Genomic DNA, 25,113 nt, shown 5'->3' with positions numbered 1-25,113 from the left:
ACCGACACGCACGGATTGCTGATTAACAATCAACACTCTGTAGGTACCACCGGAACCACAGCAGCGATCCCGCCAGTTTACTTTTGATTTCCGATGTACTTCCAATCGAGCTGAACACTTGAATCATCGCCAGCCAACGTGGTGACGGTGACCGGATGAACGCCCTTGGCCAAGCAAATCTTGGTTTGAAAAGTCTCACCTTTTTCAAAGTTAAAGTCCGCGTCGATTAGAGCGGCATCATGAATCCTTGCAAAGGTCTTGGTGCCACACTTCAACGTTGCTTCATACCAGCCAGTCTCATCAGCCGTAAAGCTGCCCTGATACTGGACTGCACCACTAGTCGCAGCGGAATCCATCTTCGCCGAAGTCCCCGAATCATCGGCGGTCAAGCCGGCCACATCGGGAACGTAAGCGAATTTGCCTTTAAAGCTTTGATAAGCCCATTGGGACGAAGGTTCGATAGCCGCACCCGGAATCGGTTCTTCGTCATAGGGACGCTTGGCTGATTCATTGCTACGTCGAATTTGCAACACCCGATCGTGCATTCGCTTTTGCAGCACCTCGAACTCGGGTGACGTCCCGGCAAGGTTGTTCAGTTCCTTGGGATCGTTCTTCACATCGTAGATCGCGAAGTCATCTTTGTGGTTTTGAATATTCACACGAACGCCCTTGTAGCCATCGACAAACACAACTTGCATTTGGTGCCTGCGCTGGTTTTGCTTCTGCTTTTCGAAATCCCCATAAGACGGCGTGCGTCCGTTTTGGAAATACTCGATATAGACCTGCCCTTGTCGCTGCTCTCCTTGACCAGTCAAAGTCGGCAGCAGCGAAACGCCATCGGTCCGGGCCGGCGGGGCGACACCGGCCGCATGGGCAAACGTTGGCATCCAGTCTTGAAACTGCGAAGGATGATCGTTCTTCGATCCCGCAGGAATTTTACCGGGCCACCACGCCAGGGTACCGACACGAATCCCGCCTTCCCAAACGTCACGCTTCGTCCCATCGAATGGCCCATAAGACTGAAACGATTGAGGCGTGTAGTTGACCCGCTTACCGTCCAGCGTTTGTAGGTATGACTCGTGGTGCGGGCCATTGTCACAACTGATCACGACCATGGTGTTGTCATCAATGGATAGGTCTTTCAGTGTCTGCAAAAGGTCGCCGACGGCGTTATCGATCCGGCGCACCATGGTCGCAAACCGTTCCTCAGCATCGGACCAGCCATGGCCGGTGTACTCAGGATGCCGATATCCGTCGACGGTTCCGGTCGCGGTATTGATCATCTGGCCCGGCTTGCCGAGCCACTGCAATCCACCATTCACTCCGTAGCCTTCTGGAAACTCAACCGACGGCAACTGAAGCGCGGCGTGTGGCGTGTCAAACGCAAGGTAAAGAAAAAACGGTTGCTCGCTATCGCTTTTAACATGGTCGATGATCCAGTCCTTTCCCCGTGCCGCGAACAAATCGGTGGTGTAGCACTTGGCAAGATCCTGACTGACTTCGTCATCGTTGAACCAGACCTGCTTAGGTGAACGATGGCTTTCGCTATCACCCAGCGGCCATTGTTCGGCGGGGTAATGCACGTGGCCATCGCGGTGACGAACGTAGCCATAGAATCGATCGAAACCACGTTTTGTTGGATAGGCATCCCACTGTTCGGGCGTTGCCGTGTCGTCACCCTTGCGCTCGGCACCACCCTGCAATCCGTACTTGCCAACCAGCCATGTCTGATAGCCTGCCGTTCGCATGACCGAAGCGAGCGTATGGTTGTTTGCCAAAGCCTTGTCGAACTGATTGTCGCGGACTTCCGTGTGACCTTGATGGACACCGCTTAATAGCGATGAACGGCTGGGCGCACAGACTGGTGCCGGGCAATAGTGCGCCCGTAACTGCGCGCCTTCGCTGGCCATCTGATCCAGCAGAGGAGTCCGATGACTTTTGTGATCCGTCAAACCATTTTGATGCAGAACACCAAAGTCGCCCCATCCCATGTCGTCCAACAAGATAAAGATCACGTTGGGCTTGGTTCCGGCATCACTTGCCGACACTTGAACCAGCGAAAAGAACAGGAGTCCGAAGAGGGGCAAAAGGCATCGTAGACGCATCATGTCAACCGAATGGAGGAAAGCGAGGTGGGACTCGGCCATTCTAATCGATCATGATCCGGCAAAGTGCGGCTCAGCCAGTGTCGTTGATACCTTATCAACAAGACGATCCGGCTAGGCCCACATCTGATGATCCCCAACGGCTTCGAAGGCGGCTTCGTAGTGCTCGATGCGGTCGGGGTCGCTGGCGGGATTCGGCCACCAGATGGCAACAACATCAAACCGACAGGGCGTACCGAGCAGTCCACGCCTTTTCAAGAATCGTAGTGCGGCCTGCGTGATGCGACGCTGCTTGTTAGAGTCGACCCGATCGGCCGGATGCCCCGGTTTCGTGGTCTTCAGCGTTTTAACTTCGACAAAGATCAGCAATCGTGATTTCTTGTCAGCGGCGATCAGATCGATTTCGCCGGCGCGGTCAGATTCATTTGCCGCGATGATGAGCAAGCCTTTCTTTCGCAGCAGTCGCGCGGCCGTTTGCTCGCCACGCAACCCGATCGGACCTTCAACATCGACGGATCCGAAACGCCACTGATCGATACGTTGCATCCACTTGCGGATCTGCAACCATTTCTGAGCGGTATCGAGCAAGGCCTGACATCGGGACATAGGGTTCACTTCAGTCCCAATCGTTTCGCGGTCAAGCACAGCGGCGTGCGAGACTAGCGATGGCCGCGAAACGAATTCGTTTTAACAGCTGCTTCGCGATGTGCGAAGCGAATCGCCTAGATGCGATTAGGATCGACGACGTTCTTTCAAACGGACAGCCTTACCAACACGTTGACGCAAGAAGTAAAGCTTCGCACGGCGAACGACGCTGCTGCGTTTCACTTCGACTTTCTCGATACGTGGGCTGTGGATTGGGAACTTACGCTCCACACCTTCACCGGCAACGATTCGTCGAACGGTGAACATCTCTTTCGATCCGCTACCGCTAATCGCGATCACGACACCGGTGAAAACTTGGATTCGCTCTTTGTTGCCTTCAAGAATCCGCAAGTGAACATCGACGGTATCGCCGATTTCAAACTTGGGCGGATTTTCCTTCATCGAGGATTGTTCGACTTTTTCTAGGATCGCTTGGCTCATCGCTAAAAGCCCTTCACTAAATCAGGTTATTGGTCGGTTGATGATCGAAATGTTGATTCAGTCGCTCAGTAAATCCGAGCGTCGCTGTTCAGTTCGGATTCGGCTCTGTTGGCTTCTCCACTCGGCGATAGCTTCGTGGTTTCCGCTTAATAGAACCTCGGGGACGTTATGTCCGCGATAATCCCTTGGTCGGGTGTATTGTGGAAATTCGAGCAACCGATTTCCTCGGCTGAACGAATCATCAATGTTACTGTTCTCATCGCCCAGCACGCCTGGCAATAGCCGGACGACGCCATCGATGATTGTCATCGCGGCGACTTCGCCTCCGTTGAGGACGAAATCACCAATGCTGACCTCTTCGGGCTCAAGGATATCGATCACCCGTTGATCGAACCCTTCGTAGCGTCCGCAGAGCAACATCAACCGCTCGCTCGTGGCAAAATCTTCTGCCATTCGCTGATCGAAACGTTTGCCCTGTGGGGTCAACAAAATTTTTCGCGCCGGGGTCGCAACCATTCGGTCAACGTCTTCGACACAAGGCACTGTCACATCGACTTGCAACAGCATCCCAGGCCCGCCACCAAATGGACGGTCATCGACTTTGCGGTGTGGTGTGTCAGCAGCCCAATCGCGCAGATCATGCCGGTGGATTTGGACGATATCTTTCGCGATCGCCTTTTCCAGCAAACTCTGCGTTAGGTAGCCATCAAAGATCGCCGGGAACAGTGTGACGATGTCGAATCGCATCGAATCAACCTCTCACGGCGATCAAAGACAAACCAACAAACCGCTTGGACGACTACTCTGCAGCCGCTTCGGTTTCCGCAGCAGCATCACCTTCGGCGGGAGCTTCTGCAGCCGCTTCTTCGGCAGGAGCTTCTTGAGCAGCCGGTTTCGGTGGTGCAGGCGGTGCGGGGGTGTATTCTTTTCGCTTACCCAATCGCTCGAGAGCTTCTTTTTGGGCATCCAAGTGGGTTCCGTTGCTACCGTACTTTTTGATCAGCACAGCGACCTTCTCACTTGGCTGAGCACCAACGCTCAACCAGTGATCGACGCGTTCGGCCTTCAATTGGACGCGAGCATCGGTTTCGGGGCACATGGGGTCGTAGTAACCCAACTCTTCGATCACCCGTCCGTCACGTGGCGAACGTTGATCCATCGCGCAAACGCGGAAGAACGGTCGGTGGGTGCGACCCATCTTTTTCAGACGGATTCGAACTGCCATTTCAAACTCACTAAGTAGGAAAAAAGGTGTATTTGATTATCGGTTCAAAACGCTATTTCTTGTTGCGTTTCATTTTGCGTTTCTGTTTGTCACGCTCTTTCTTTAGCTTGGCCCTTTCGGCATTGGACAATCGCTTGCCCGTGCTTTTTTTGACCCGCATCGAATCCAGCGAGCCATTGCCGCTGGTCATCGCGCCTTGAAGCTGCTGCATCATCTTAGCTCGGTCCATTGTTGAACCGCCTGCCATGTTCTGCATCAAAGGCTTCATGACTTCGAATTGCTTGACCAGCTGGCTGATCAAGGGCGTTTGAACGCCGGCCCCTTTCGCGATCCGAGTCCGCCGTGCGGCATCGATAATCTTGGGGTTGCGCCGTTCGGCTGCCGTCATACTGTTGATCGCACCAATCGTTTGGCGGATCCCACCGGCAGCTTCTTCGCTTTCCAGTGCTTCCTTGAATTGCCCCATTCCGGGCATCAAGCTCATCATTCGGCCCATCAAACCAGGCCGAGCGACTTTTTCCATCATGTTCTTGAAATCGTCGAGCGTGAACTCGCCGGAAGCCATCTTCGCTTCCAGTTCCTCACGCTCCTTTTCATCGACGATTCGGTGAGCTTCTGCAGCGGCGGCGACGATATCGCCCATCTGCAAGATCCGGCCCGCCATTCCCTCCGGACGGAAGGGTTCCAGCGCGTCGAGATGCTCGCCAGTCCCGATGAACTTGATCGGCACCCCGGTGACATGCTTGACCGATAACAACGCCCCACCACGGGCATCGCCATCGAGCTTGGTCATGATGACACCGTCAAGCTCCAACGCCTTGTTAAACGCATCGGCACTGTTAACAGCGTCTTGACCGGTCATGCCGTCAACAACCAAGTAGACTTGGTCGGGGCCAACCTTATTGTCAATCTTCTGAAGCTCGGCCATCAACTCTTCGTCGATTGCCAAACGACCCGCGGTATCAAGGATAACGACGCGTGAGCCATCGGCTTTCGCCTTGGCAACGCCGTTTTTGCAAACCTCAACGGGGTTTTTGTTGTCTGGTTCGGTGTAGACCGGCACGCCGACCTGCTCACCGACCACCTTTAATTGCTCGATCGCGGCCGGACGCTGCAAGTCGGCCGCAACCAACGTCGGCGTCACACCTTGCTCGACAAGCAGCTGCGAGAGCTTTCCGCAGGTGGTCGTTTTACCGCTACCCTGCAAACCGCAGAGCATGATGATCGTGGGCGCGTCTTTCTTCAGGTGAATCGAAGGGTCGACAGGCCCTAAAATCGAAACCAGTTCGCTGTGGACGATGCGAACCAGCTCTTCTTCCGGACGCAAGCTGAGCAAAACCTTTTTGCCCAACGCTCGGTCGGAAACGTGCCCCATGAATTCCTGGACGACGGGATAGCTGACATCCGCCTCCAGCAGTGATCGCTGAACGATATCCAGCCCTTCGCGCATATTGCCTTCGGTCAGCTTGCCTTTGCCACGCAAGCTTTTGAACGCCGACTGCAAACCTTCGGAAAGGGAATCAAACACGCGAAATCAGGGGGTAAACAATTATCTTGGGTTAATTACCAGGAGTCACAAACGTCAAAAACAAGGTTCCTGACGCTGGCCAGGGGGGCCGGGACAGCATCGCCAAAGGTGGTTGGCAATCTGGGTAAACCCGCGACCCGTGCGAGCACACCTATAGCGGTCGCGGGAAAGCCCGGCAGTGTAAGAGGCATACCGGGATGTTGTAAATGGAGAAAGCGGCTCTTTGAGTGCGAAAATTGGGCCAAAGTCACACTCGGACCGCAAATTCACAGCCAATAGTCAACCGTGACTCCCCCAACCGGTATCGCCCCCCGCGTCCGATGCACGGTCACAGGACCATTCCAATCGCCGCGCCCCTCAAATGAGGGAACCGGGGGTACGAAACGTTTTTGCGGTGGGTTTTATAAGAATCTGGTCTTCCGATTAGCCGATGGGCATTTGCCCCGGTTGTCCGTGCGAAAACCGCCGCTAACGCGGTGCGGCTCATAAGAAGATGGTCTTCCGATTAGCCGATGGGCGTTAGCCCCGGTTGTCCATCCGAAAACCGCCGCTAACGCGGTGCGGCTGATAGGGCTACTTAGTCGACTGCAACCCCGCCGTTTCCAAAACCCACCGCAACGGCGCCTTGTCGCTGACCAAACCCAGGTGGGTCAACGGAAACTCAACCCGAGACTGGGGATTCGGCAACAACATCGCACTATCAATACTGACCGCTCCGTCGCCAGCTCCGTCATCTAACTCGTCCGCCTGCAGTAGCTTCTCAAGCCGCTCAGCGTATTTCGGATCGATTCTCAATCGTTTCAATTCTTGGGGAAGCGACTTCGAAAGTTGCTCGCGCCGCTGGTCGGTCAGGAAACTTTTGGTGCCGGCGGCGACGTGAAAGTCGACGCCCGCGGGTCGAGGCCTCGCCAGTAAGTCCCGCAAAAAATCGCTGCCCGGTCGCAACGCCTGCGCCGCTTCGCCCTGACCATCCGCGACGGTGTTCAATGCACCACGTGTGACCGTTGCCAAGCGGAACAACACATCAAACAGTTCCAACTCGTCATGAAAGGACGCCAACGTGGAACCGCCGAACGGTGTCCCCAGGGTAAACACGTTGTCGATCGCGTTGTGCGGAGCGGACTCGTGCGTGACCGCCGACAGGGACACCAATCCACCCAGGGAATGGGCAACCAAATGCAAACGACTTCGTGGACTGTCGTCGTGGAATTGCTCAAGCGTCTGCGCCAACATCGCACCGATTTCATCAGGCGGGCCGTCGTTGGGATACTCAAATCGCATCCACGCGATGTCCTGCGCATCAAGCTCTTTCTGAGCCGCTGCGAACGTGCTCGCGCCGCCTTCAAGGCCATGAACAAAAACGACGACATCATTTTTGCCGATCGCTTCATCTCGTCCGACAAGCTGCGGCGGCGCAAGGTGCCGCATCAATTCCCATTTCGGCGTTTTGACAAGTTCGATTTTTAGCATCTGGTCATTTAGCGAGAACTTGATCTTGCCTACCAACTCTAACGCGACCAATCCCAAACGGTCTTGGCCATCAAGAGTGCGCAATCGAGGCTTCGATTCCGCACGACCACCGAATGCTTCGACAATCGCATTCTGGTCATATCGTCCATCGGTTATCTCAATGGCAATGACTTGATTTGAAGATTCCGAATCCTGCCCCGCGGCATGTTCAATCCCAACGGAACCACAAATAAGCAAACCAAAGACAAGCCACCCTACTAGCGCTGCACTAGCGCTAGCGAGTCGCAACTGACGAGGTCGTCCCAATCGTTTGATTTGAAGTTTTAGCGTCGCAAACGCCATCGCAAAGCACCCGAATGTCAGCCCCAGCAAAGTTTCCGCCGAACGCCACTGTACGGTCGATGCATTTTCGGGTGGCTCGGGACTGACCGCAAAACTGCGCAGCCACTTGTCACCGTAACGAGACAATGTCGTGTAGGAAATCAACGAAGTCAGCCATAGTGGTTCCGGCTCGACTTCATCTTCCCACGCAAATTCATCTTCGCTATCTGCTGTAACACTTTCACCACCATCGTCGGAGATGACTGTCAAACGATCATAGTCCGCTAGGGGTTCATATCCGTCGGGATTCGAAACGGCAAATGGGACACTAAAAAGGATTTGTACCATCATGATGACCGGTAGCATTGCCGCTGCCAATAATGGCGTCCGCCCAGCGACAACGGATATCAACACCCCTAACATCGTTGCCGCGATTGACACCAGAACCAAACACAAGGCGACACCGACAAGCTGGCTTGCACGCTCATCGACAAAGTATGACAGGTCAAGATATCGATAGCGGATCAAGTCCAGCAAAACCGCAAAGACGAGCGTTTGCAGCACGCCTGCTATCGCCAACACGAGCGACTTCGAAAACAGCATGGCAGCATCACCGATGCCATGCGAGCGTTCGTAGTCAATCAATTCGCGGTCGCGTGTGATCGACAAGTGGCTGCCACTTGCGGACATCCAAATCACCGAAACCACCGCCATGAACCCCAACCGCGTCATCGGTGCTATTGCACCGTAAAGACCATCAAGGACATCCCGATCTGGATCTGTCGGGACACTGATCGCCACCGCGATCGCAAATAACATAGGAACCATCAGCAGGCTGACAACCAACTGTGGAAGCGACAGCGGTCCGAAGCGAAGCCATACGAGTTTCGGTGAAGTTAACTTTTGACGCTCACGTCGCAACAGGATTCTCAATCGGCGAAACCCGCCGATGCGTTCGGTCAAGTCATCATCGGGCACCGGCACCAAGGGTGACTGAGTCGATGCCGATTCGGCCTCCAAGACACAACCGCCCTGATCGCTCGTCGCCATTTCAATCACGCGATCGAATTTGGCCAACACATGCCGGTGATGTGTTACCGCAACAATGCTCGCGCCACAGACAGATAAGGACCGAAGCAGTGAGATAATTTCGTCGGCCGTTTGGTGATCTAAACCGCTATCGGGTTCATCAAGAACAATCACACCGGCACCACTCAACAACGCACCCGCGATCCGAAAGCGGCGCAATTGCCCACCACTAAGCTGACTCGGAAATCGGTGCTTCGCTTCGATCGGCAATCCGACCGCGTCTAAAGCTTCATCGATCTCATAGGGCAGAATCTCACGTCCGTAGATCTGGCCGATCGATTCGAGTGCGTCGCCCAATCGCAGATCCGAATGAACCAAATCTTTTTGCGGTACGAAATAGACTCGGCCACGGACATCAACATCGTTCTTCAGTCCGCTACCATCGCGGATGGTCTCCAACAACGTTGATTTCCCACAGCCGCTAGGGCCGACGATTGCGGTCATCTGCCCATGGCGTATGGCAAGCTTGGTCGGGCAAAGTCGACCGGGCACTTCTGCATCAATCGCTAGATCAAACCCGGCGATAGGGCGAACCGGATGCAGACGTTCCGCATCATGATCAACCCGCCAAGCCAACGGTCCCAACTGCACAACGGTCCCGGGCAACAACAAACCGGCCGTGACAGGTCGCCCGTCGATGAACAGTCCAGCATCCGAGGCAATCCGGCAAATCCATTTCCTGTCCTTCGCGTCAATCAAGACGAGCGCATGCACCGGACTCAGTTCGCGGTGCCGAATTGCACGAGTCTCAACGCCATCGGCTTTTACTGGCTCTCGACCGATGACAACTTCGCGATCCAGCGAGATGACTTCACTGGCGTTCTGGTATTCAATCGCAGGCCGCTGAACAACGGACCGTTCAGATGCTGATTCGGCTACCGAAACGCTTGAGCCGAAGTTTGCTTCGAATCCCGAGCGGGCCTTCAAAGCGATCAGTCGCGACAGCGGAAATTCACACTCGCTGCAAACACCACTCCCCTGCCCTGCCCTAACCTGAGCACCTGAATCGATGGTTCGTTGACAACTAGGACAGATATTCACAGAGAACAACTCACCACGCTGGGTTCATCATCTTGGGTTGACTACACGTACTCAGTTATTGCTAAGCAATTTGGCTTCGTAGCGGAAATCGGTTTGCACGTCGCGCTGCCACTTTGTGCCAAAGAGCAAGTGATTTTTGCTACGCACGTTTGCCTTAATGTCACAGTTGCCGTTGGCTTGCAGGATTAGGTAATCGTCTTTTCCGAAGTAGACTCTTCCTTGTATCCCTCGCACCCGCGCATCATAGGCTTTCGCGTTGTGATCCAACATCAATGTCAAATCTCCGGACTGGATCGCCAACTGACGACAGGTCTTGCCGTCATAAATCGCATCGCGAAGGTAACGAAGTTTCAGCTCACCTTCGGAAGTCCCACCGCCATGAACGAGCATTGAACTTGCATTGTCGGCACTGACTTCCCAGCTATCGTTGACTGGCCGATTCGCATTTTCCATGACGTAGTAATCCAGCAAAGGATCTGCCGCTTGGGCCCAACGCCGAATGTCATCAAGCTTGACAGTGACAGGACCAGCGGTCTGCCGAACTTTTGTGATGCCTAAACCATTCGACCAAATGACTTCGAAAGTGCATCCAGAATACTGTTCGGGGTCTTCGACCAACCGAGCTTCTGCAATTTGCGTCAATCGCTCAACATCAAATCCGCCGACTTCGGCCAGACGCGTCAATGCTTTTTCATAACGCGGATCAACTTTGCCGTACGTCACCAACAGCTTGTAAGCAACGTCAGCGGGAGGGACTGCCGTTCGCGTGACATCCAGTAGTTGTTCCAATCCAATTTTCAGAATTGGCGACGCGTCGCTAAAGTCAGCCACTCGCAGCCGTTTCTCGCTGACAATCCGCTGCTGCGATGCCTCCAAGACTTGGATTTCAAATGTGATGTCGCCTAAGCGGTTGTCCAGAACCGTTGTCTTCCCGGAGTAGCGGTTGGTATAGACAACATTCGTTCGTCCTTCGATTCCCCAGTTTTCATTGACCGCCAAACCTTGCAGACGAAGCACTTTGGTTGCGGCCCAGCTCTTCCCAACCGGGTAGCGTTTACCGAGTTCGCGTTCATCGATTTTCTTGCTCGACTTCGCAGTTTCGGAATCAACGTTCAGCCAGTCGCTCGTATTTTCGGCGATCGTGTTGCCAGCGAAAAACAACAATGCGCCAAACGCCAACGTGAATATGAGTTTTGACTTCATGATCTTTGTTTGATTTTGTAGCGATATCTAACCGCGGCCGGATACTCGGTAGCACTTCGAAATTGCGTGGATGCGATCGACGTCAACGCCAGACTGCCTGCATCACCCCATTCATAACCGTTCATTCTAGAACGGCAATGATTCCAACGGGTCGACGACTTTCTGACCAATCGAACTTGGCGTGCCATTTGATTCCAACTCGCTGCCGGTCAGCGTCAAGGTTTCAAGTTTGATGGGCGGACCGTACGGAGCGTCGGCGTAAACCCATAAGGCATAGCCGCTGGCACTGTCTTCGAGTTTCAAGTTTTTTGATAATTGCCACAACAGCAGTGGACTGGCAAACGTGTGATCAATGACCGTCGAATTCCACAACGTTCCATCGATCTGCAGCCAGACTCGCATCCGATCACCGGCAAGATAGCTGTCGACCTTCAATGTCGTGGTCGCACGCTCCCCTTCGGAAACCGTCCAATCCCATTTCTTGGATTCGGAATCATTGGACGTTTCAAATCCCACCACGTGATTGACCCCTTCGATCGCATTCGGGTTTGCCGCGTTCACGATTTCCAATTCGAACTGACGAGTCTCGATGGCTTGGGCTAACCAATCGCCAAGGAAATCCTTCACGCGTCCTGACGCCATCAAAGAATGCTGTTCCTTGATCCGGTCGAGTGACTTATCACTTCGTGCCCAAGTCGACCAGCGTGAGTGCGCTTCATTTAAAGCATCAATCCGAGAAACCACATTTTCATATCCGACACGGTCCCAAGGTTCGTCGACAAAACGCTGCACCCGGAGCCGCAGTGGCTGATCAAACAGACGCCACTGTTTCTGTCCCTTCATCGCCGCCACTTGCCGTAAGCTCTGCACCCACCCATTGGGAAAGGACTCGCCGTCGGGTGTGGAAGCTTCCGCTTGTGCGATCGCTTCCATCAATGCCAGACCGGCGATCTCGTTTTGCCAACGTCGCTGTTGTCGGATCTCCGGATTGACCACGGGAGGCTGTGGAACGTTCGGCGGTGGTTCCGGTGGCGGCTGAAGCTTTTGCTGGGCGGCTGCCTGCTCTAGCTCCGCGATCTTGCCTTCGGTTTCCTTCAGCATCGTTTCCATATTCTGAAGCTCCTGCTGGCGCTGTTTGATTGCTTGATTGCTCAAGTACAAACTGCCACAAGTCAGGAAAAGCGTCAGGAGGCTTGCCGCGAAGGAAATTCGCAGTGCTGTGCGGTTGGTTTGCTGGCTTGCGATTCGGATAGCGAACTTCTGTGGCTCGACTGACTGTGCCAACGAACTTTCGATCAGACGAATCGCCGTTTTGCGGATCGCATGATTGCCGCGCGATCGCTTTAGGTTTTTCAAAAGCTTTTCGGTGAACTTGCCATCTTGTCGGCAGAGTTGCCAAATCTTTGCAACCGCCGCGGTTCCCAACGCGACTTCGGCCAGGACGATCCCCAATGCGTACCAGTCGTCTGACGGGGTTGCAGGTTTCCCATGCCGCAAGCGGTCTTCGGTGAAGTACATCGACTCGGGATCGCCCGAATGGACGTCATCCGGTTTCCCGGAATCGATCCACAATGTCGCCAATGGCTCCGACGCGGTTCCGCGATTGTGAAATGACTTTAACGTCACATTGCCGAATGCTCGCCACTGTTGATGCAACTGATCGAGTGATTGCACGACGTCTGCGAAAGACTGATAAAGATTCTTCTTCGCGAGAGGACTAAGTCCGTCCACTTGCAACGGAACAAAACCATCAAAGGCATGCCTCGACGGCCCACCTTCGGATACCTGCAGCGGCAGCGAAATTCCAGGAAGGAATTTGCCGGCTTCAAGCGATGAGACGTCGTGGGAATGATGGTCGGTCATCGTTGGACAGGCACCAATGGAACACCGGACGGGCGCGAACGTGGAGTCAAACCATAGCACGTTCGATCAGTCACTTGGGGGTGAATGATCGTGACACGTCCGCCCGATCACACTTCCCTGCCCTTACCGAACGTCACTTACCGAACATCGATCCAGTCCATCCCGGCAGCTTCGGCGGCTTGAAAACCGAGCGGCGAATCTTCGAAAACGACGCAGCGTTCAGGATTGACGCCCAACCTTGCCGCGGCTTCCAAAAAGACATCCGGTTCAGGTTTATGACGATCGGTGTCTTCGCTGGCAACAATCGTTGAAAACAGATCGGCGATCGCCAATGCATTCAGCTGCCGGTTGACGATGTCACGACCGCTACCACTGGCAACAGCCATCGGCTTTTTCTTGTGAAATGCCTTGGCAACCTCGCAAACAGCAACTTTGGGCTGCACCTGGACGATCAGTTCCGTAAACGCTGCCTCTTTCTCATCGGCAACGCTTGGCGCGTCAACGACCACATTTTGCTCCTCAGCCAAGATCTGCACGATGGACGCACTGGGCATACCTCCCATCGCGTAAAATCGGTCGTTGCTGAACTCTATCCCGTAACGAAGGAGAGTTTCTCGCCAGGCGACGTAATGCAACGGCATCGAATCTGCCAATGTGCCGTCACAATCAAAAATCAGCCCGTCATACTTTTCAAAATCGTTCGCATTCATACCGTCAGAATCTCACAACCCTCCATTTCTAGGAACCCCGCCGTCGAATTCAAAACTTAACGGCCAGCGACCATGAACCAGCCGCCACCGATCAATCCTACCGTCAAGTCCAGCCTGGATTCAGATCGTGATGCCGTCGCGTCGGACAAATCCGGCGCCGAAAACATTGCGTTTTGTGACTCCGTTTTTGTCAAGGCTCTTAAAGCCGGTGCGTCGGATATTCACTTCGAACCCTTCGAACAAGCATTCCGTGTTCGGATGCGCGTCGACGGGACTTTATCGCAAATTGCCGCCGGACCGTCGGCGGACTACCCCGCGATTTCTTCGCGTGTGAAGATCCTGTCAGAATTGGACATCGCCGAACGTCGACGCCCCCAGGAAGGACGGCTCAGGCTGAAGATCGAAGACCGATCGATCGACTATCGTGTCTCTTCGGTCCCAACTCGCTTTGGCGAAAAAATTGTTTTGCGTGTCGTCGACGCCACCGGCTTGAAAGCCGACCTGACAAAACTGGGCATGACCGCCAAAGAGTCCCAGTTGATGAACAACGCGACCGCTCGACCCGACGGCATGATCTTGGTCACCGGTCCGACAGGAAGCGGCAAAACAACCACCCTCTATTCGGCACTCAATCAACTCAACCGAATGGATCGCAACGTTTCGACGATCGAAGATCCTGTCGAATTCGAAGTGTTCGGGATCACACAGATCAATGTCCGCCGCGAATTGAACATGGACTTCCCACAAGTCCTGCGGCTTTTGCTTCGCCAAGACCCCGACGTCATCCTGGTGGGCGAAATTCGTGATACCGAAACGGCAAAGACATCGTTCCAAGCGGCATTGACCGGACACATGGTCCTATCAACGCTGCATACCAACGACACCGCGTCGGCAATCGCCCGGCTGCGTGAAATGGATGTCGAACCATTCCTGATCAACTCGGCACTGAATCTGATCATTGCCCAACGATTGGTGCGTCGGATCTGCCAGCACTGCCGAACGCCGGTTCAGATTTCGGCGGCACAACTGAAGTCGCTTCGTATCCCAGAAGAACAAGCTGCCAAAGCGACGTTCTGTCGTGGGCAGGGTTGCGTCAAGTGCAACGGATCGGGTTCCAAAGGTCGTATCGCGATTTTTGAAATGCTTGAAATGACGGGCAACATTCGGGACCGAGTTTTCGAAAATGCCTCGGCCGATGAAATCAAACGACAAGCCATCAAAGAAGGCATGCGCACATTGCGTATCAGTGCTTTGGCCAAAGCCTTTCAAGGCGTAATCACACTGGACGAAGCATCGATCTATGCGGCCCGCGATTAGCCTTGCTGACTCAGAAGCAGAGCCTCGACGCTCTAGCACCAGCGAACGGTGCGTGCGCACGAATCAAGTACTGCTGCACAAAAACTTTCCGTTGTGACTGTCCATAGTCTCCATCAGTGTTCAATTAGCGAAGATTAGTGGTTGGGAATCTGGGAACACTCATCTGATCAGAGACTTTCATCCTGCGGCGGATGAGGTTCACACTTGCGAAACCGGCTGGCGACGATTGTGTCGCAAATCAATTGACCGATGTGATAAATCATCATCGGTAAGACGCTGACGCCGCAATCGATTGCGATCTGCAATCCCACCATCAACGTCTTTTGGCTTCCGGCGAAACTGACAGCGATCTGCTCCTCACGCGGAAGCTTGATCACTCGCGCCCAGAGGTACGCAATCGTCAACGCGGCTAGGTGCACCGAGACAGCGGCAATGATCACGCTGACGATCACGATCGCGTCGCCGGCCGAACCACGGTCTCCATAGCTTTGGCTGACAATGGCCCCGAAAAACACCATCGCCAGAATTCCCATTTGGGCGAATAACGAAAGTCGCTTTTTGTTGCGATCCGCCCACGCGGCGAGCCCCATCCGCCGCATCAGTTGGGCGACGACCAACGGCAAAACCACGAACCAAAGCAACTTTTCCATCTGAGCCAACGGTGCAACTCGAGTTTGCATCGCCAGCACGATCTGAACTCCCATCGGAACGATCGCGATACAGGCCAGGTTGGTCACCACCGTCGTTACCATCGCGATCGAATCATCACCGCCAGCTTTGCGTGTCCAGACCGATGCGGATGCTAGCGTGCACGGCACCAAGCCGGCGACGAAAAGACCACCGGCATACTCCGTTGGCAGTGACCACATCGCCGGCAGGCACAGTAGCGGCACGCCGATCATGTTCATCCCGATCGCAAGAAGGCTTGCCGAAGGATGCCGAACGCTGCGTCCGATCGCGTCTGGACGAAGGGTAATTCCCATCGCCCACATGACGCATAAGAGAATCACCGAACGCAACCCACTTTTGCTAGCAAGGTCGACGAATTGTTCGGCTCCGAAATGCCCCACCAGGTACACGATCGCAAGTGCTATCAAAAACCATTGCGACCGAATCGTGCGTAACATGGAAACCGGTCTACCGGTGACAGGGGCGGGAAACTTAAAATCGGTAAGCCGGCTGCAATCATCTTAGATAGGTGCATGGATGCATGAACGAACCCAGCGAGCGATCGCTCGATTGTTGTTCGTTTTCTGCTGCGCGGTGCCCACCTTCTTAGTTTTATCAACCGTGTTGGTCACGTGGACGCCTTGGTACACGCACCGCCAGCTTACTCGGATCGAATATGAACTGGGACGCGAAACCGGCCTGATCGTTCACATCGACGATTTCGACCAAGTCGCACCAGGAAAATATGCCTTGCAAAACGTCCGCCTGGACGATCCCGAAACCAACGCGACGGTCGCTGAAATCCGCTTGGTTGACTACTACCGGGGGGAACGGCAGATCGGGATGCTACTACACCAAGTGACGCTTCGGTCTTCGGGACTCGGACGAGCTTGGTCGCTGGTTCACGATCGAATGCTGTCATCCCCCAGCAAAACAACGTTGCCCATCAAAGTCGAGGCGCGTGACGTCAGCATCGTCAGCGCCACTGGATCGCTTCCGTTCAATCACTTGAAGGCCGACGTGGCGCCAGAAAAAGATGGCGTACGACTGGTCATCGAAGCGCGTGACCGTATGGACCCCAATCAACCCAGCATCCGCGCGGAGATCTTTCGCGACCGGGCCGGTGAACAACCACTTAGCCGTGTGGTGCTATCGACCGATGGGACCGCCCTGCCCTGCTCCGCGGTCGCGGAATACCTGCCAACTGCAGCGAAGCTTGGCAACGAAGCCTTGCTAACTGGAACGCTAAAGTGCACCGAAACCCCCGAAGGCTGGACGCTAGATTTGGGTGGATGCTCGTTGAACAACGTGCAGTTGGTCGATCTGACACGCAGCCTGCGGTACCGTGTTGTTGGGAAAGCGGATATCCATATGAGTCGCTGCAAAATTACCCCAGGGGGTTGGGTAAGTGCGGTAGGCGAGATTCAGGCAACTGATTTGGGTCTTCCACAAAGGGTCCTGATTCGGATGCGTGATCAATTGGGGTTGAAACTTGATCCCCAAGTGATCGCCAGCCCTAACGGAATTGAATGCAAGCTAGCGGCGGTGCATTTCGAGATCATCGATGAAACCACCACGCTGACCGGTATCTGTCATCGTATCCGTGATTCGCTTGGCCCCGGGGTAGCCCTATATGGCTACGGCAAGGAGTTGGGGTGGACCGATGGGCAGTCCGTCCCGTCGGGACAGATCACTGCTTTCGTCGATCCGCCGGGGCGTTCACTTGGGCTTTTTAATCAAGTCTTTTTGCCTTCTTCGCCTTCGGTATCAATCGCAGCAGACCCCCGGGCGGAGATCCGCGATACGGCGCCGTACAGCGGTGGTCCGGCCATTCGACAAAGGTAAAGGGGCTGCGCGTCCAGTTGTCTGGGCTTCGATCTTGGGTTGGCTTGCAATCTGCATTGCAGTGTTAAGATGGATCTTCACCCAAGGAGAACATGATGCCTGTTGCGACCCCAATGCTGGACCTTGATGAGCTTCTTTCGATTGCCGATCAACACGGCAACGATGCCGACGCGGCGATCGCGATGGCAAAAGCTCTGCTGAACCGATCGCACGAGCTGCAGTCACCGCAAGAACAGCGGCAACAGGCCGAACTGTCGCGGATGATTCAGCATCCCGAGGACAAGGCAACCTTGGTCGAAATGACGGACCAAGCGTTCCGGACACACAGCTCCGCTCGTGTTGCCGACCAGCTAACACACCTGTTGGACATTCAGGGCATCCCGCGTTTTTTCAGTCCGCTGGAACAAACGATGTTGCGGGGATTCCAAACCTTTGGCGGCTACCTTCCCGGTGTTGCCGTCCCCATGGTCAAAGACAAAATGCGGCAGGAAACCGCGAACGTCATTCTGCCCGCCGAAGAAAGCCGACTTCGCGAACACCTCGCCGCACGACAAGAGTCCGGCGTGTTGATGAACGTCAACTTCCTGGGCGAAGCATTGCTGGGCGAAGACGAAGCCGAGCACCGGTTACATCATTACTTGCACGCTTTGCAAATGCCGGAAATCGCGTGTATCAGCGTCAAGCTTTCAACTGTCTACAGTCAAGTATCGACGATCGCTCGTGACCAAACCGTTCGAATCGTTGCCGACCGGATGGAATTGCTATACCGAGCCGCCGTGCGTGAACGGTTTACGTCCAATGGGCAAAGTTCGTCCAAATTCGTTTACTTGGACATGGAAGAGTATCGCGATCTTCATTTGACCGCAGATGTCTTTCGCAAAGCCCTCTCACGCCCGGGACTGGAACAAGCCCGTGCGGGCATCGCACTACAGGCTTACGTTCCTGATTCCTACGGTGTACTTGCGGACCTAATCGCTTGGTCAGCCGAGCGGGTCAAAGCTGGCGGACGACCGATCACGATTCGATTGGTCAAAGGCGCGAACATGGAAATGGAACGCGTCGAAGCATCCCTTATCGGTCTGCCTCAAACGCCCTTTGATCAAAAGCTACATACCGACGCGAACTTCAAACGGATGCTTCGCCTGTTGATCGAGGCAGCTGGCTCCGGTCACGTTCGTATCGGTGTTGCCAGTCACAACCTGTTTGACATCTCGCTGGCACTATTGTGGGGTGCACGCACGAAACGGATCGACGATGACAATGCATTCCGGCCAGGAGAATCGCTGACCGGAACGGCGCTTGATTACATGCAATTTGAAATGCTCGAAGGCATGGCAAACCATCAGCGTCGAGCGTTGTTTGAATCCACCCCAAGGATGCTGCTGTACGCACCGGCCTGTAAACGCGAAGACTTTCTAAACGCGATCGGTTACCTGATTCGTCGACTCGATGAAAACACCGGTCCGGAAAACTTCCTACGTTACTCGTTCCATCTGACACCGGATTCGAGCACCTGGATGGCTTTGGCCGATGGCTTTAAATCGGCGTTGGACTTGATCGACGATATCGACACCAGCCCACGACGTCAGCAAGACCGATTCGCACCTGCCAAACAGCCTGCCGCGGCCGATCACTGGTCGAACTATGTCAACGAACCTGATACCGATTGGTCACTGCCACATCACAGTCAATGGGCGAAAGCAATCGTCAATCGCTGGAGCAACCAAAGCGATGAAGACATCGAGGTGCCACTAAAGATCGGCTACGAAACCCGCGAACCGGATGGCCAACGCCGCCAACGTGAATCGTTTGATCCCTCGCGTCCCGAAGTCGTTTCCTGTCGCTTTACGATGGCAACCGACCAAGACGTCGACGACGCAATCACCATCGCCGATCAAGATCCTGATAACTGGCGATCGACCACATGGGAACATCGCAATGACTTGCTGCGTGCCGCAGCGCAGCTGATGCGAGAACGTCGCGGTGATTTGATCGGTTCAATGATGCTCGATGGCGGAAAGATCATCACCGAAGCCGACCCCGAAGTCAGCGAAGCGATCGACTTTACCGAGTTCTATCCGCTAACAGCAAAAGAATATCTGACCCGAGACAACCTGACATGCCGGCCGCGTGGAACCGTCGCAGTCATTAGCCCTTGGAACTTCCCACTGGCAATCCCGTGTGGTGGGATCGCGGCGGCCTTGGCGGCTGGCAATACCGTCATTTTGAAACCGGCCAGTGATACGGTTCTGCCGGCTTACATGATCGCCAAGTGCTTCTGGGACGCAGGCGTGTCGCCGAATGTGTTGCAGTTTATCCCTTGTAGCGGTGCCGGCGCGGGCAGCCGATTGGTGTCCGACAAGCGGATCGATGCGGTTGTCCTGACCGGCGGAACGGAAACCGCCAAAGAGATGCTACGTCTGCGAAGCGACCTGCACCTGATCGCAGAAACCGGTGGCAAAAACGCAACCATTGTCAGTGCGATGTGCGATCGTGACTTGGCAATCAAACACGTGCTACACAGCGCGTTCAGCCACGGCGGCCAAAAGTGCAGTGCGACCTCGCTGCTGCTTCTTGATCAGGAACTTTACGAGGACAAATCCTTCCGCGAAGCTCTCGCCGACGCCGCAAAAAGCTTGACCGTGGGGTCAGCCTGGAAACTGGATTCCAAACTTGGCCCTCTGATTCGCCCACCTTCGGGTGAACTTGAACAGGGCATCAAGGAACTCGAAAGCGGTGAAGAATGGCTCGTCCGGCCTCGGCTCGTTGACGAAAATCCGCAGCTCTATACCCCGGGCATCAAATGGAACGTTCGCCCCGGCAGCTTCACCCATAGCACCGAGTTATTCGGCCCGGTGCTCGGTGTGATGAAGTATTCCAAATTGGAACAGGCAATCGAGTGGGTCGCGTCAACCGGCTATGGACTGACAAGCGGCCTAGAGAGCTTGGATGATCGGGAACAGCAGCTTTGGCGAGAATCGATTCCGGCAGGCAACCTTTACATCAACCGGCCGACAACTGGTGCGATCGTGCTACGACAACCGTTCGGCGGCATTGGAAAAAGTGCCTATGGCCCAGGGGCCAAGGCTGGCGGACCGCATTACGTCCTTCCGCTGATGCATGTCGAAAACAGCGACACCGCGATTGCGGAATCGAAATCAACCCGTAAAGAACCGCTACCGCAAATCGAAAGCGTTCTTGAAGCGATCGAAACCGTCATCGACGAAGACGGTTTGTCAGTCGATACAGCTCGCATCGAACGCTTTGCACGGGTTGCCAGCGACTACGCGGTCACAACACTAAACCAAACGCATGACCATGTGATTTTGGTTGGGCAAGACAACTTGCGACGTTACCGACCACCGCATCAATTGCGCGTTCGCCTGACGGGAGAAGAGACGACAACTGAGATCGCCCTTTCGATGTTGGCTGCCGCCGCATCGAATTGCCACGCGACGTATTCGATGAATGGCAATGATCCTAACCGAGGCTTGATCGAGCACACCGCACTATCACTGGCTCGCTTCGGAAAATCAGATTGGCGAATCGAGTGGATCGAAGAATCTGATACGGCGCTCGCCTCCAGGATCTCCGACGGACGGGTTGATCGCTTAAGACTGCTGTGTGCTGATAAGCCACTTAGCGAAGAGCTGTTCGATGCTTGCCGCACAGCCTTTGTGACGGTTCTGGCTGAAGCTGTGGTTGATGATCCCGAAGTCGAAACGTTCCGCTATGTCCTCGAACAGTCGATCTCGTATGACTTCCACCGCTACGGCAACCTCGGTCGCCGCCCCTTGCTGGAAGCGAAAGAGAACAAGTAACGGGCAACGTTCGCTGGTTAAAAAATCAGCGCAATCTGAAACGGCGCCTACATCTCGCCGTTTAAACGATACTCTCCTTCGTTCTAACTCGATTTTAGGATTAGCCGTATGGCGTTAGCCACGGTTTCAGTGCAATAACCGGGACTAACGCCCGTCGGCTGATGCCCCGAACCCGTGTTTTCATATGGAACGAAGCACTAGTCCGGGGAGAGTTTTTTTATGCGACACGGAACTATGCGGTCGGTTTTGCCTTTCGGATCGATCCGGTAACAATGCCAGCCGCAATGAAAAGGATCTGCGAAGCGACAAAGCATCCGAACCAGAACATCACGCCTTTGGTGAAACCATAAGCGTGCAGTCCGATCCCCAGTTCGTTCGTTCCGAACCAGCTCCAAGCGGTGATGATATTGCCGGCGATGGCTAAGACAGAAAAGCCAAGCCCTTTGACCATGCCATCCCAACGGGCATGCAGCATCAAAGCGTTCCAAATCACGATCAGCAGCGCGCCGTTCTCTTTCGGATCCCAGCCCCAGAAGCGTCCCCAGCTATCGTCGGCCCAGAGCCCACCTAAGATCGTGCCGATGGTGCTAAAGAGAATTCCAAAACAGGTTGCCCCGTAAGTCATCCGGTAAACGTCCTTGGCTTTGTCATCTTTGCCGAACCAAGTCGAGAACAGATACAAAACTCCCAACAGGCCCGCCACCATCGTCGCCACATATCCCATCGCGACACTGATCACGTGTGTGGTCAACCAAAACTGGGTATCCAACACGGCTTCCAATACGGGCATCGTGTCATTCTTGTCCAAGCTATAGGCGACTAACGATGAAAGTGCCCCGGCCTTGGCAGCCATCATGTTGCCGAATCCCAGCCGGAAAATCCTGTCGATCACCAACCCGCCAAGCACGGCAGCCCAGCCGATGAACACGGCCGATGAGTGCAGATTGATGACCGGTGCGCGCCCGGTGATATAAATCCGGCAGCACAACGTGATCGAGTGAACCAAGAACGTAATCAGCAGGATCCCCCAAGTCGCATTACGCAAGCCGTGATTGCCAAACGCAAAGAAACCGACCGCTAAAATTAACGCGACAACGTAGAAGATAAACGCGATCCAGCGAGGCGAATTGTTCTGCATCCAACGCTCCACGGCGATCTTACGGATGTTCAGACCTGGAATCGGCTCCTGTTTCGAAAGCGCCAACTGTGCATCAACAGCCTCGTTGAAAGTCGCGTAGTCAGCTTTGTTATCGGAATAGGTATCGATCATTTGAGAAAACGCAGCGGTCGCCGTTTGAGACTCATCAGGCTCGGACATCAACTCCATGAAGAATGCGGATGCGAAAGGCTTCCATTTTGGATCGTTCACACTTGCGGCGATCTCTGCGTCGGTCGGCGGAATAATTCGAGCGACCGACATGTCTTCCAAACGCTTCATTCGTTGAAATAGATTCATCAGTCGAAAGCGTTCACGCAGCTCCGGCGGCAAATCTTCCGGCATGCCGTCAGAGTCGGTCGAACGAATGCTCGGAAGCTGGAACGTTTCCGCAACGCGTGTGTATTCCCTGGTGCGTTGATCCAGCTCAAGCAACTCGCGTTCTTTGAAAGACAGCTCCGCAGCATCTTTAGCCCGAGCGTTGGTCACCAACTTCATTGCCGCCTGCCAGTTTTCCAAAACCTCACGAAGCGAATAGAGCTTGCTTTGACGGCGAGGCAATGAAAGCTGACTACGAACTTCTTCCGCGTCTATACGGAACATCGGCATCTCGGCATGCTCATCGGTGTTGCTGGCGACTTCCATCAGCCACTGCATCGCCGACATTTTGCTTCCGTTGACGCGTTCTTTGATCGCATCGGGAGCGTTTTCGACCGGTAACGATTCTCGGGTGCTAATCGCTTTAAGTGTGAATCGTGCGTACGAATCCAAAGGCATCGTGCGACCGCCGAACTGAATCGGGATCTTTCCAGCGGTGTAAAAGTCGTAGCTTTGGTCGCGATTGGCCGGACGCATCCGGTTGCTGATTTCCTGCCGGGGAACCAACATCACGACGGCAAATAATCCGGCAATCAAAGACGCCCAAATGATCGGTTTGGAAGACTTCAATCGAAGCTGTTGTTCGCTACTAAGCCCCGCCATCTGTTTGACACGTTCGCGTTCACGACGACCGACAAATCGTTTCAACACACCGGTAAAGTGGGCAAGCATGCCGAGAGCCATGATGCTGCACGCGACATACGGAATCAGCCATCCGCTGTTTCGAACCACCTGTAAGCCGGTCATTTCTTTGCCGCCGGCAAGTGGGATGTAGCTGCTTTGAAAGAACGTTTCACCGCGATATCGCAGTGGGTTGTTCATCCAAACCCGTTCACGACGGTCTTCACCGGTTTCCGGATCGATGATACGCACGTAGCTGCTGTAATCACGCGGTGTCTCGGTCCCGCTGTAATTGCGTCGCTGAACGTCTTCCAGGTGCACCCAATACGGTTTGACTTCGCGACCGTATTTCATCCCTAGCTTGTAGGTGGTTTCCCCGACGGTGACTTCATCAAAGTCATCAATCGGAAATTTGATCGGATCGATCAGCCGCGAATCAGACAAGTACTGGCTAACCAAGTGGGTCCCCAAAGGCTCGCCACTCTCTTTGTCCAGCAACTCGATATAGGCTGAGGCCATGTTCTGTTCGGATTCCGCACCACCACGTTGACGGACATCGACAGCGACATATTGCAGTCCCATCCCGGCGGTCGCCGGATTGTTTTCCTTCGGAGCGCGGCGCAACTGCGAGTTCTTAAAGTAGTCCAATACTTTGATGTCGACCGGCAAAGCGTCATCGCTGATCGCCTGACCGCTTCGCTTGGCTGCGACCAGTTTTTCCGAAGGCACAGCGATCACTTTGTCTTCGCTTTCCGACGAAACGATAAAGTTCAGTTCGACCTTATCCAAGTTGACCAAGGTGTTGGTCGATTCGCCTTCGATCAAATTGATCCGTTGTTCCAACTGACGATCACCAAAGGCAAACTGCCCAACCATCAGCAGGCCGACGCCGAGGTGCAACAGCATGTTGCCACCCTGCTTGCCGAACAACAGGTTGCAACCGACAAGCAAAATCAAACCGGCCAAAAGGCCTTTGGCGAGTTGCCATACGATCCGCATTCCGGGATCACCGATACGACCACCGGTGATCAAGGTGTAGCAGATCACACCAAGAATGATCGCAGCGACGACATAGCCGAGCACACGCAAGCCTTTATGCTTCAAGCCCATCGACCAAGCGACCAGCCCAAAGCCTGACGCGATGGCGATCGCTTGCATGCACCGCCACAACGCGATGTAGGAGATCGGCGGTGCGCCTTGCAATCCGTCACTGCTGTGACCACTGGCAACGATCAAACCGGCCACCACGATACCGGCGATAATAAAAATCGTGCCGGCAAGTAGGCGACTACCCGAAGCATTGATTTTGAATCGTGTCGCTTTGGCAGCGATCAAGTTCACCATCAACAGTAATCCGATCAACGACCCACCGGGAAACGGGATCACGCCTGGAATGGGGCTGCTGTGGTTGTAAAACGCTTGCGGGAAAAAGTCATCGATCCGCACAAGCGCGATCCAGGTCAAGAAGTATCGCGCCTTGACCGCTTGCATGTTCAGTTCGTCTTGCGCCAGTGTCCCGACGAGGACAATGATCAACGAAGCTGCGAACAATGCGACGGTGATCCGGAGCGAACCGAGCGCCGTCAGCACTGTGTGCGGGCTGAACTGCGTAGTGCTCTTCTCAGCCGCGAGTGCGTTTGATGTTGAATTGACCGTAGCCATGAT

General features: G+C 54.5%; 15 protein-coding genes. 3 read left to right on the top strand and 12 right to left on the bottom strand.

Annotated elements, in window-relative coordinates:
* Nucleotides 1-77: 77 nt before the first annotated feature.
* The 10 genes from LOC67_RS04030 to LOC67_RS03985 all read right to left on the bottom strand — a co-directional run bounded on the left by LOC67_RS04030 (nucleotide 78) and on the right by LOC67_RS03985 (nucleotide 13,641).
* Nucleotides 78-2,147 carry an arylsulfatase gene (locus LOC67_RS04030; protein WP_230261229.1) on the bottom strand — a complete coding sequence of 690 codons (2,070 nt, stop codon included), beginning with the start codon at nucleotides 2,145-2,147 and terminating at the stop codon, nucleotides 78-80.
* A 72-nt stretch (nucleotides 2,148-2,219) separates the two neighbouring features.
* Nucleotides 2,220-2,711 (bottom strand): YraN family protein, encoded by a 492-nt coding sequence (locus LOC67_RS04025; RefSeq protein WP_230261228.1) that lies wholly within the window; start codon nucleotides 2,709-2,711, stop codon nucleotides 2,220-2,222.
* Between the two features lie 126 nt (nucleotides 2,712-2,837).
* A complete protein-coding gene (rplS, locus tag LOC67_RS04020) occupies nucleotides 2,838-3,191 on the bottom strand; it encodes a 50S ribosomal protein L19 (RefSeq protein ID WP_230261227.1) in 354 nt (117 codons plus the stop codon).
* Between the two features lie 57 nt (nucleotides 3,192-3,248).
* Nucleotides 3,249-3,938 (bottom strand): tRNA (guanosine(37)-N1)-methyltransferase TrmD, encoded by a 690-nt coding sequence (gene trmD / locus LOC67_RS04015; protein WP_230261226.1) that lies wholly within the window; start codon nucleotides 3,936-3,938, stop codon nucleotides 3,249-3,251.
* A 52-nt stretch (nucleotides 3,939-3,990) separates the two neighbouring features.
* Nucleotides 3,991-4,416: a 30S ribosomal protein S16 gene (rpsP, locus tag LOC67_RS27250; protein ID WP_261366357.1), complete on the bottom strand. Its 426-nt coding sequence runs from the start codon at nucleotides 4,414-4,416 to the stop codon at nucleotides 3,991-3,993.
* 52 nt (nucleotides 4,417-4,468) lie between these two features.
* On the bottom strand, nucleotides 4,469-5,944 hold the full coding sequence (gene ffh / locus LOC67_RS04005; RefSeq protein WP_230261225.1) for a signal recognition particle protein: 1,476 nt from the start codon (nucleotides 5,942-5,944) through the stop codon (nucleotides 4,469-4,471).
* Between the two features lie 573 nt (nucleotides 5,945-6,517).
* Entirely contained in the window at nucleotides 6,518-9,751 is a 3,234-nt protein-coding gene (locus tag LOC67_RS04000; protein WP_230261224.1) for an ATP-binding cassette domain-containing protein, read from the bottom strand.
* Nucleotides 9,752-9,916: 165 nt separating this feature from the next.
* On the bottom strand, nucleotides 9,917-11,068 hold the full coding sequence (locus tag LOC67_RS03995; protein WP_230261223.1) for a hypothetical protein: 1,152 nt from the start codon (nucleotides 11,066-11,068) through the stop codon (nucleotides 9,917-9,919).
* Between the two features lie 126 nt (nucleotides 11,069-11,194).
* Nucleotides 11,195-12,931 (bottom strand): hypothetical protein, encoded by a 1,737-nt coding sequence (locus LOC67_RS03990; protein WP_230261222.1) that lies wholly within the window; start codon nucleotides 12,929-12,931, stop codon nucleotides 11,195-11,197.
* Nucleotides 12,932-13,068: 137 nt separating this feature from the next.
* Nucleotides 13,069-13,641, bottom strand: coding sequence for an HAD family hydrolase (locus tag LOC67_RS03985; protein WP_230261221.1), 573 nt, complete (start codon nucleotides 13,639-13,641; stop codon nucleotides 13,069-13,071).
* A 72-nt stretch (nucleotides 13,642-13,713) separates the two neighbouring features.
* Between LOC67_RS03985 and LOC67_RS03980 the strand changes: the two genes are divergently transcribed.
* Complete coding sequence (locus LOC67_RS03980) at nucleotides 13,714-14,958, top strand: GspE/PulE family protein (RefSeq protein ID WP_230261220.1); 1,245 nt, start codon at nucleotides 13,714-13,716, stop codon at nucleotides 14,956-14,958.
* Between the two features lie 167 nt (nucleotides 14,959-15,125).
* On the opposite strand, the gene LOC67_RS03975 is transcribed toward LOC67_RS03980, so the two are convergent.
* Nucleotides 15,126-16,085: a bile acid:sodium symporter family protein gene (locus LOC67_RS03975; RefSeq protein WP_230261219.1), complete on the bottom strand. Its 960-nt coding sequence runs from the start codon at nucleotides 16,083-16,085 to the stop codon at nucleotides 15,126-15,128.
* 79 nt (nucleotides 16,086-16,164) lie between these two features.
* Between LOC67_RS03975 and LOC67_RS03970 the strand changes: the two genes are divergently transcribed.
* Together LOC67_RS03970 and LOC67_RS03965 are read left to right on the top strand one after the other, a co-directional pair.
* Complete coding sequence (locus tag LOC67_RS03970; protein WP_230261218.1) at nucleotides 16,165-17,472, top strand: hypothetical protein; 1,308 nt, start codon at nucleotides 16,165-16,167, stop codon at nucleotides 17,470-17,472.
* Between the two features lie 92 nt (nucleotides 17,473-17,564).
* On the top strand, nucleotides 17,565-21,293 hold the full coding sequence (locus LOC67_RS03965) for a bifunctional proline dehydrogenase/L-glutamate gamma-semialdehyde dehydrogenase (protein ID WP_230261217.1): 3,729 nt from the start codon (nucleotides 17,565-17,567) through the stop codon (nucleotides 21,291-21,293).
* A 232-nt stretch (nucleotides 21,294-21,525) separates the two neighbouring features.
* On the opposite strand, the gene ccsA is transcribed toward LOC67_RS03965, so the two are convergent.
* Nucleotides 21,526-25,110, bottom strand: a complete 3,585-nt coding sequence (gene ccsA, locus LOC67_RS03960) for a cytochrome c biogenesis protein (protein WP_230261216.1) — start codon at nucleotides 25,108-25,110, stop codon at nucleotides 21,526-21,528.
* Nucleotides 25,111-25,113 lie beyond the last annotated feature (3 nt).

It is taken from the genome of Stieleria sp. JC731 (assembly GCF_020966635.1).
GTDB lineage: Bacteria > Planctomycetota > Planctomycetia > Pirellulales > Pirellulaceae > Stieleria.
This window is presented reverse-complemented; position numbering and strand designations above follow the sequence as displayed.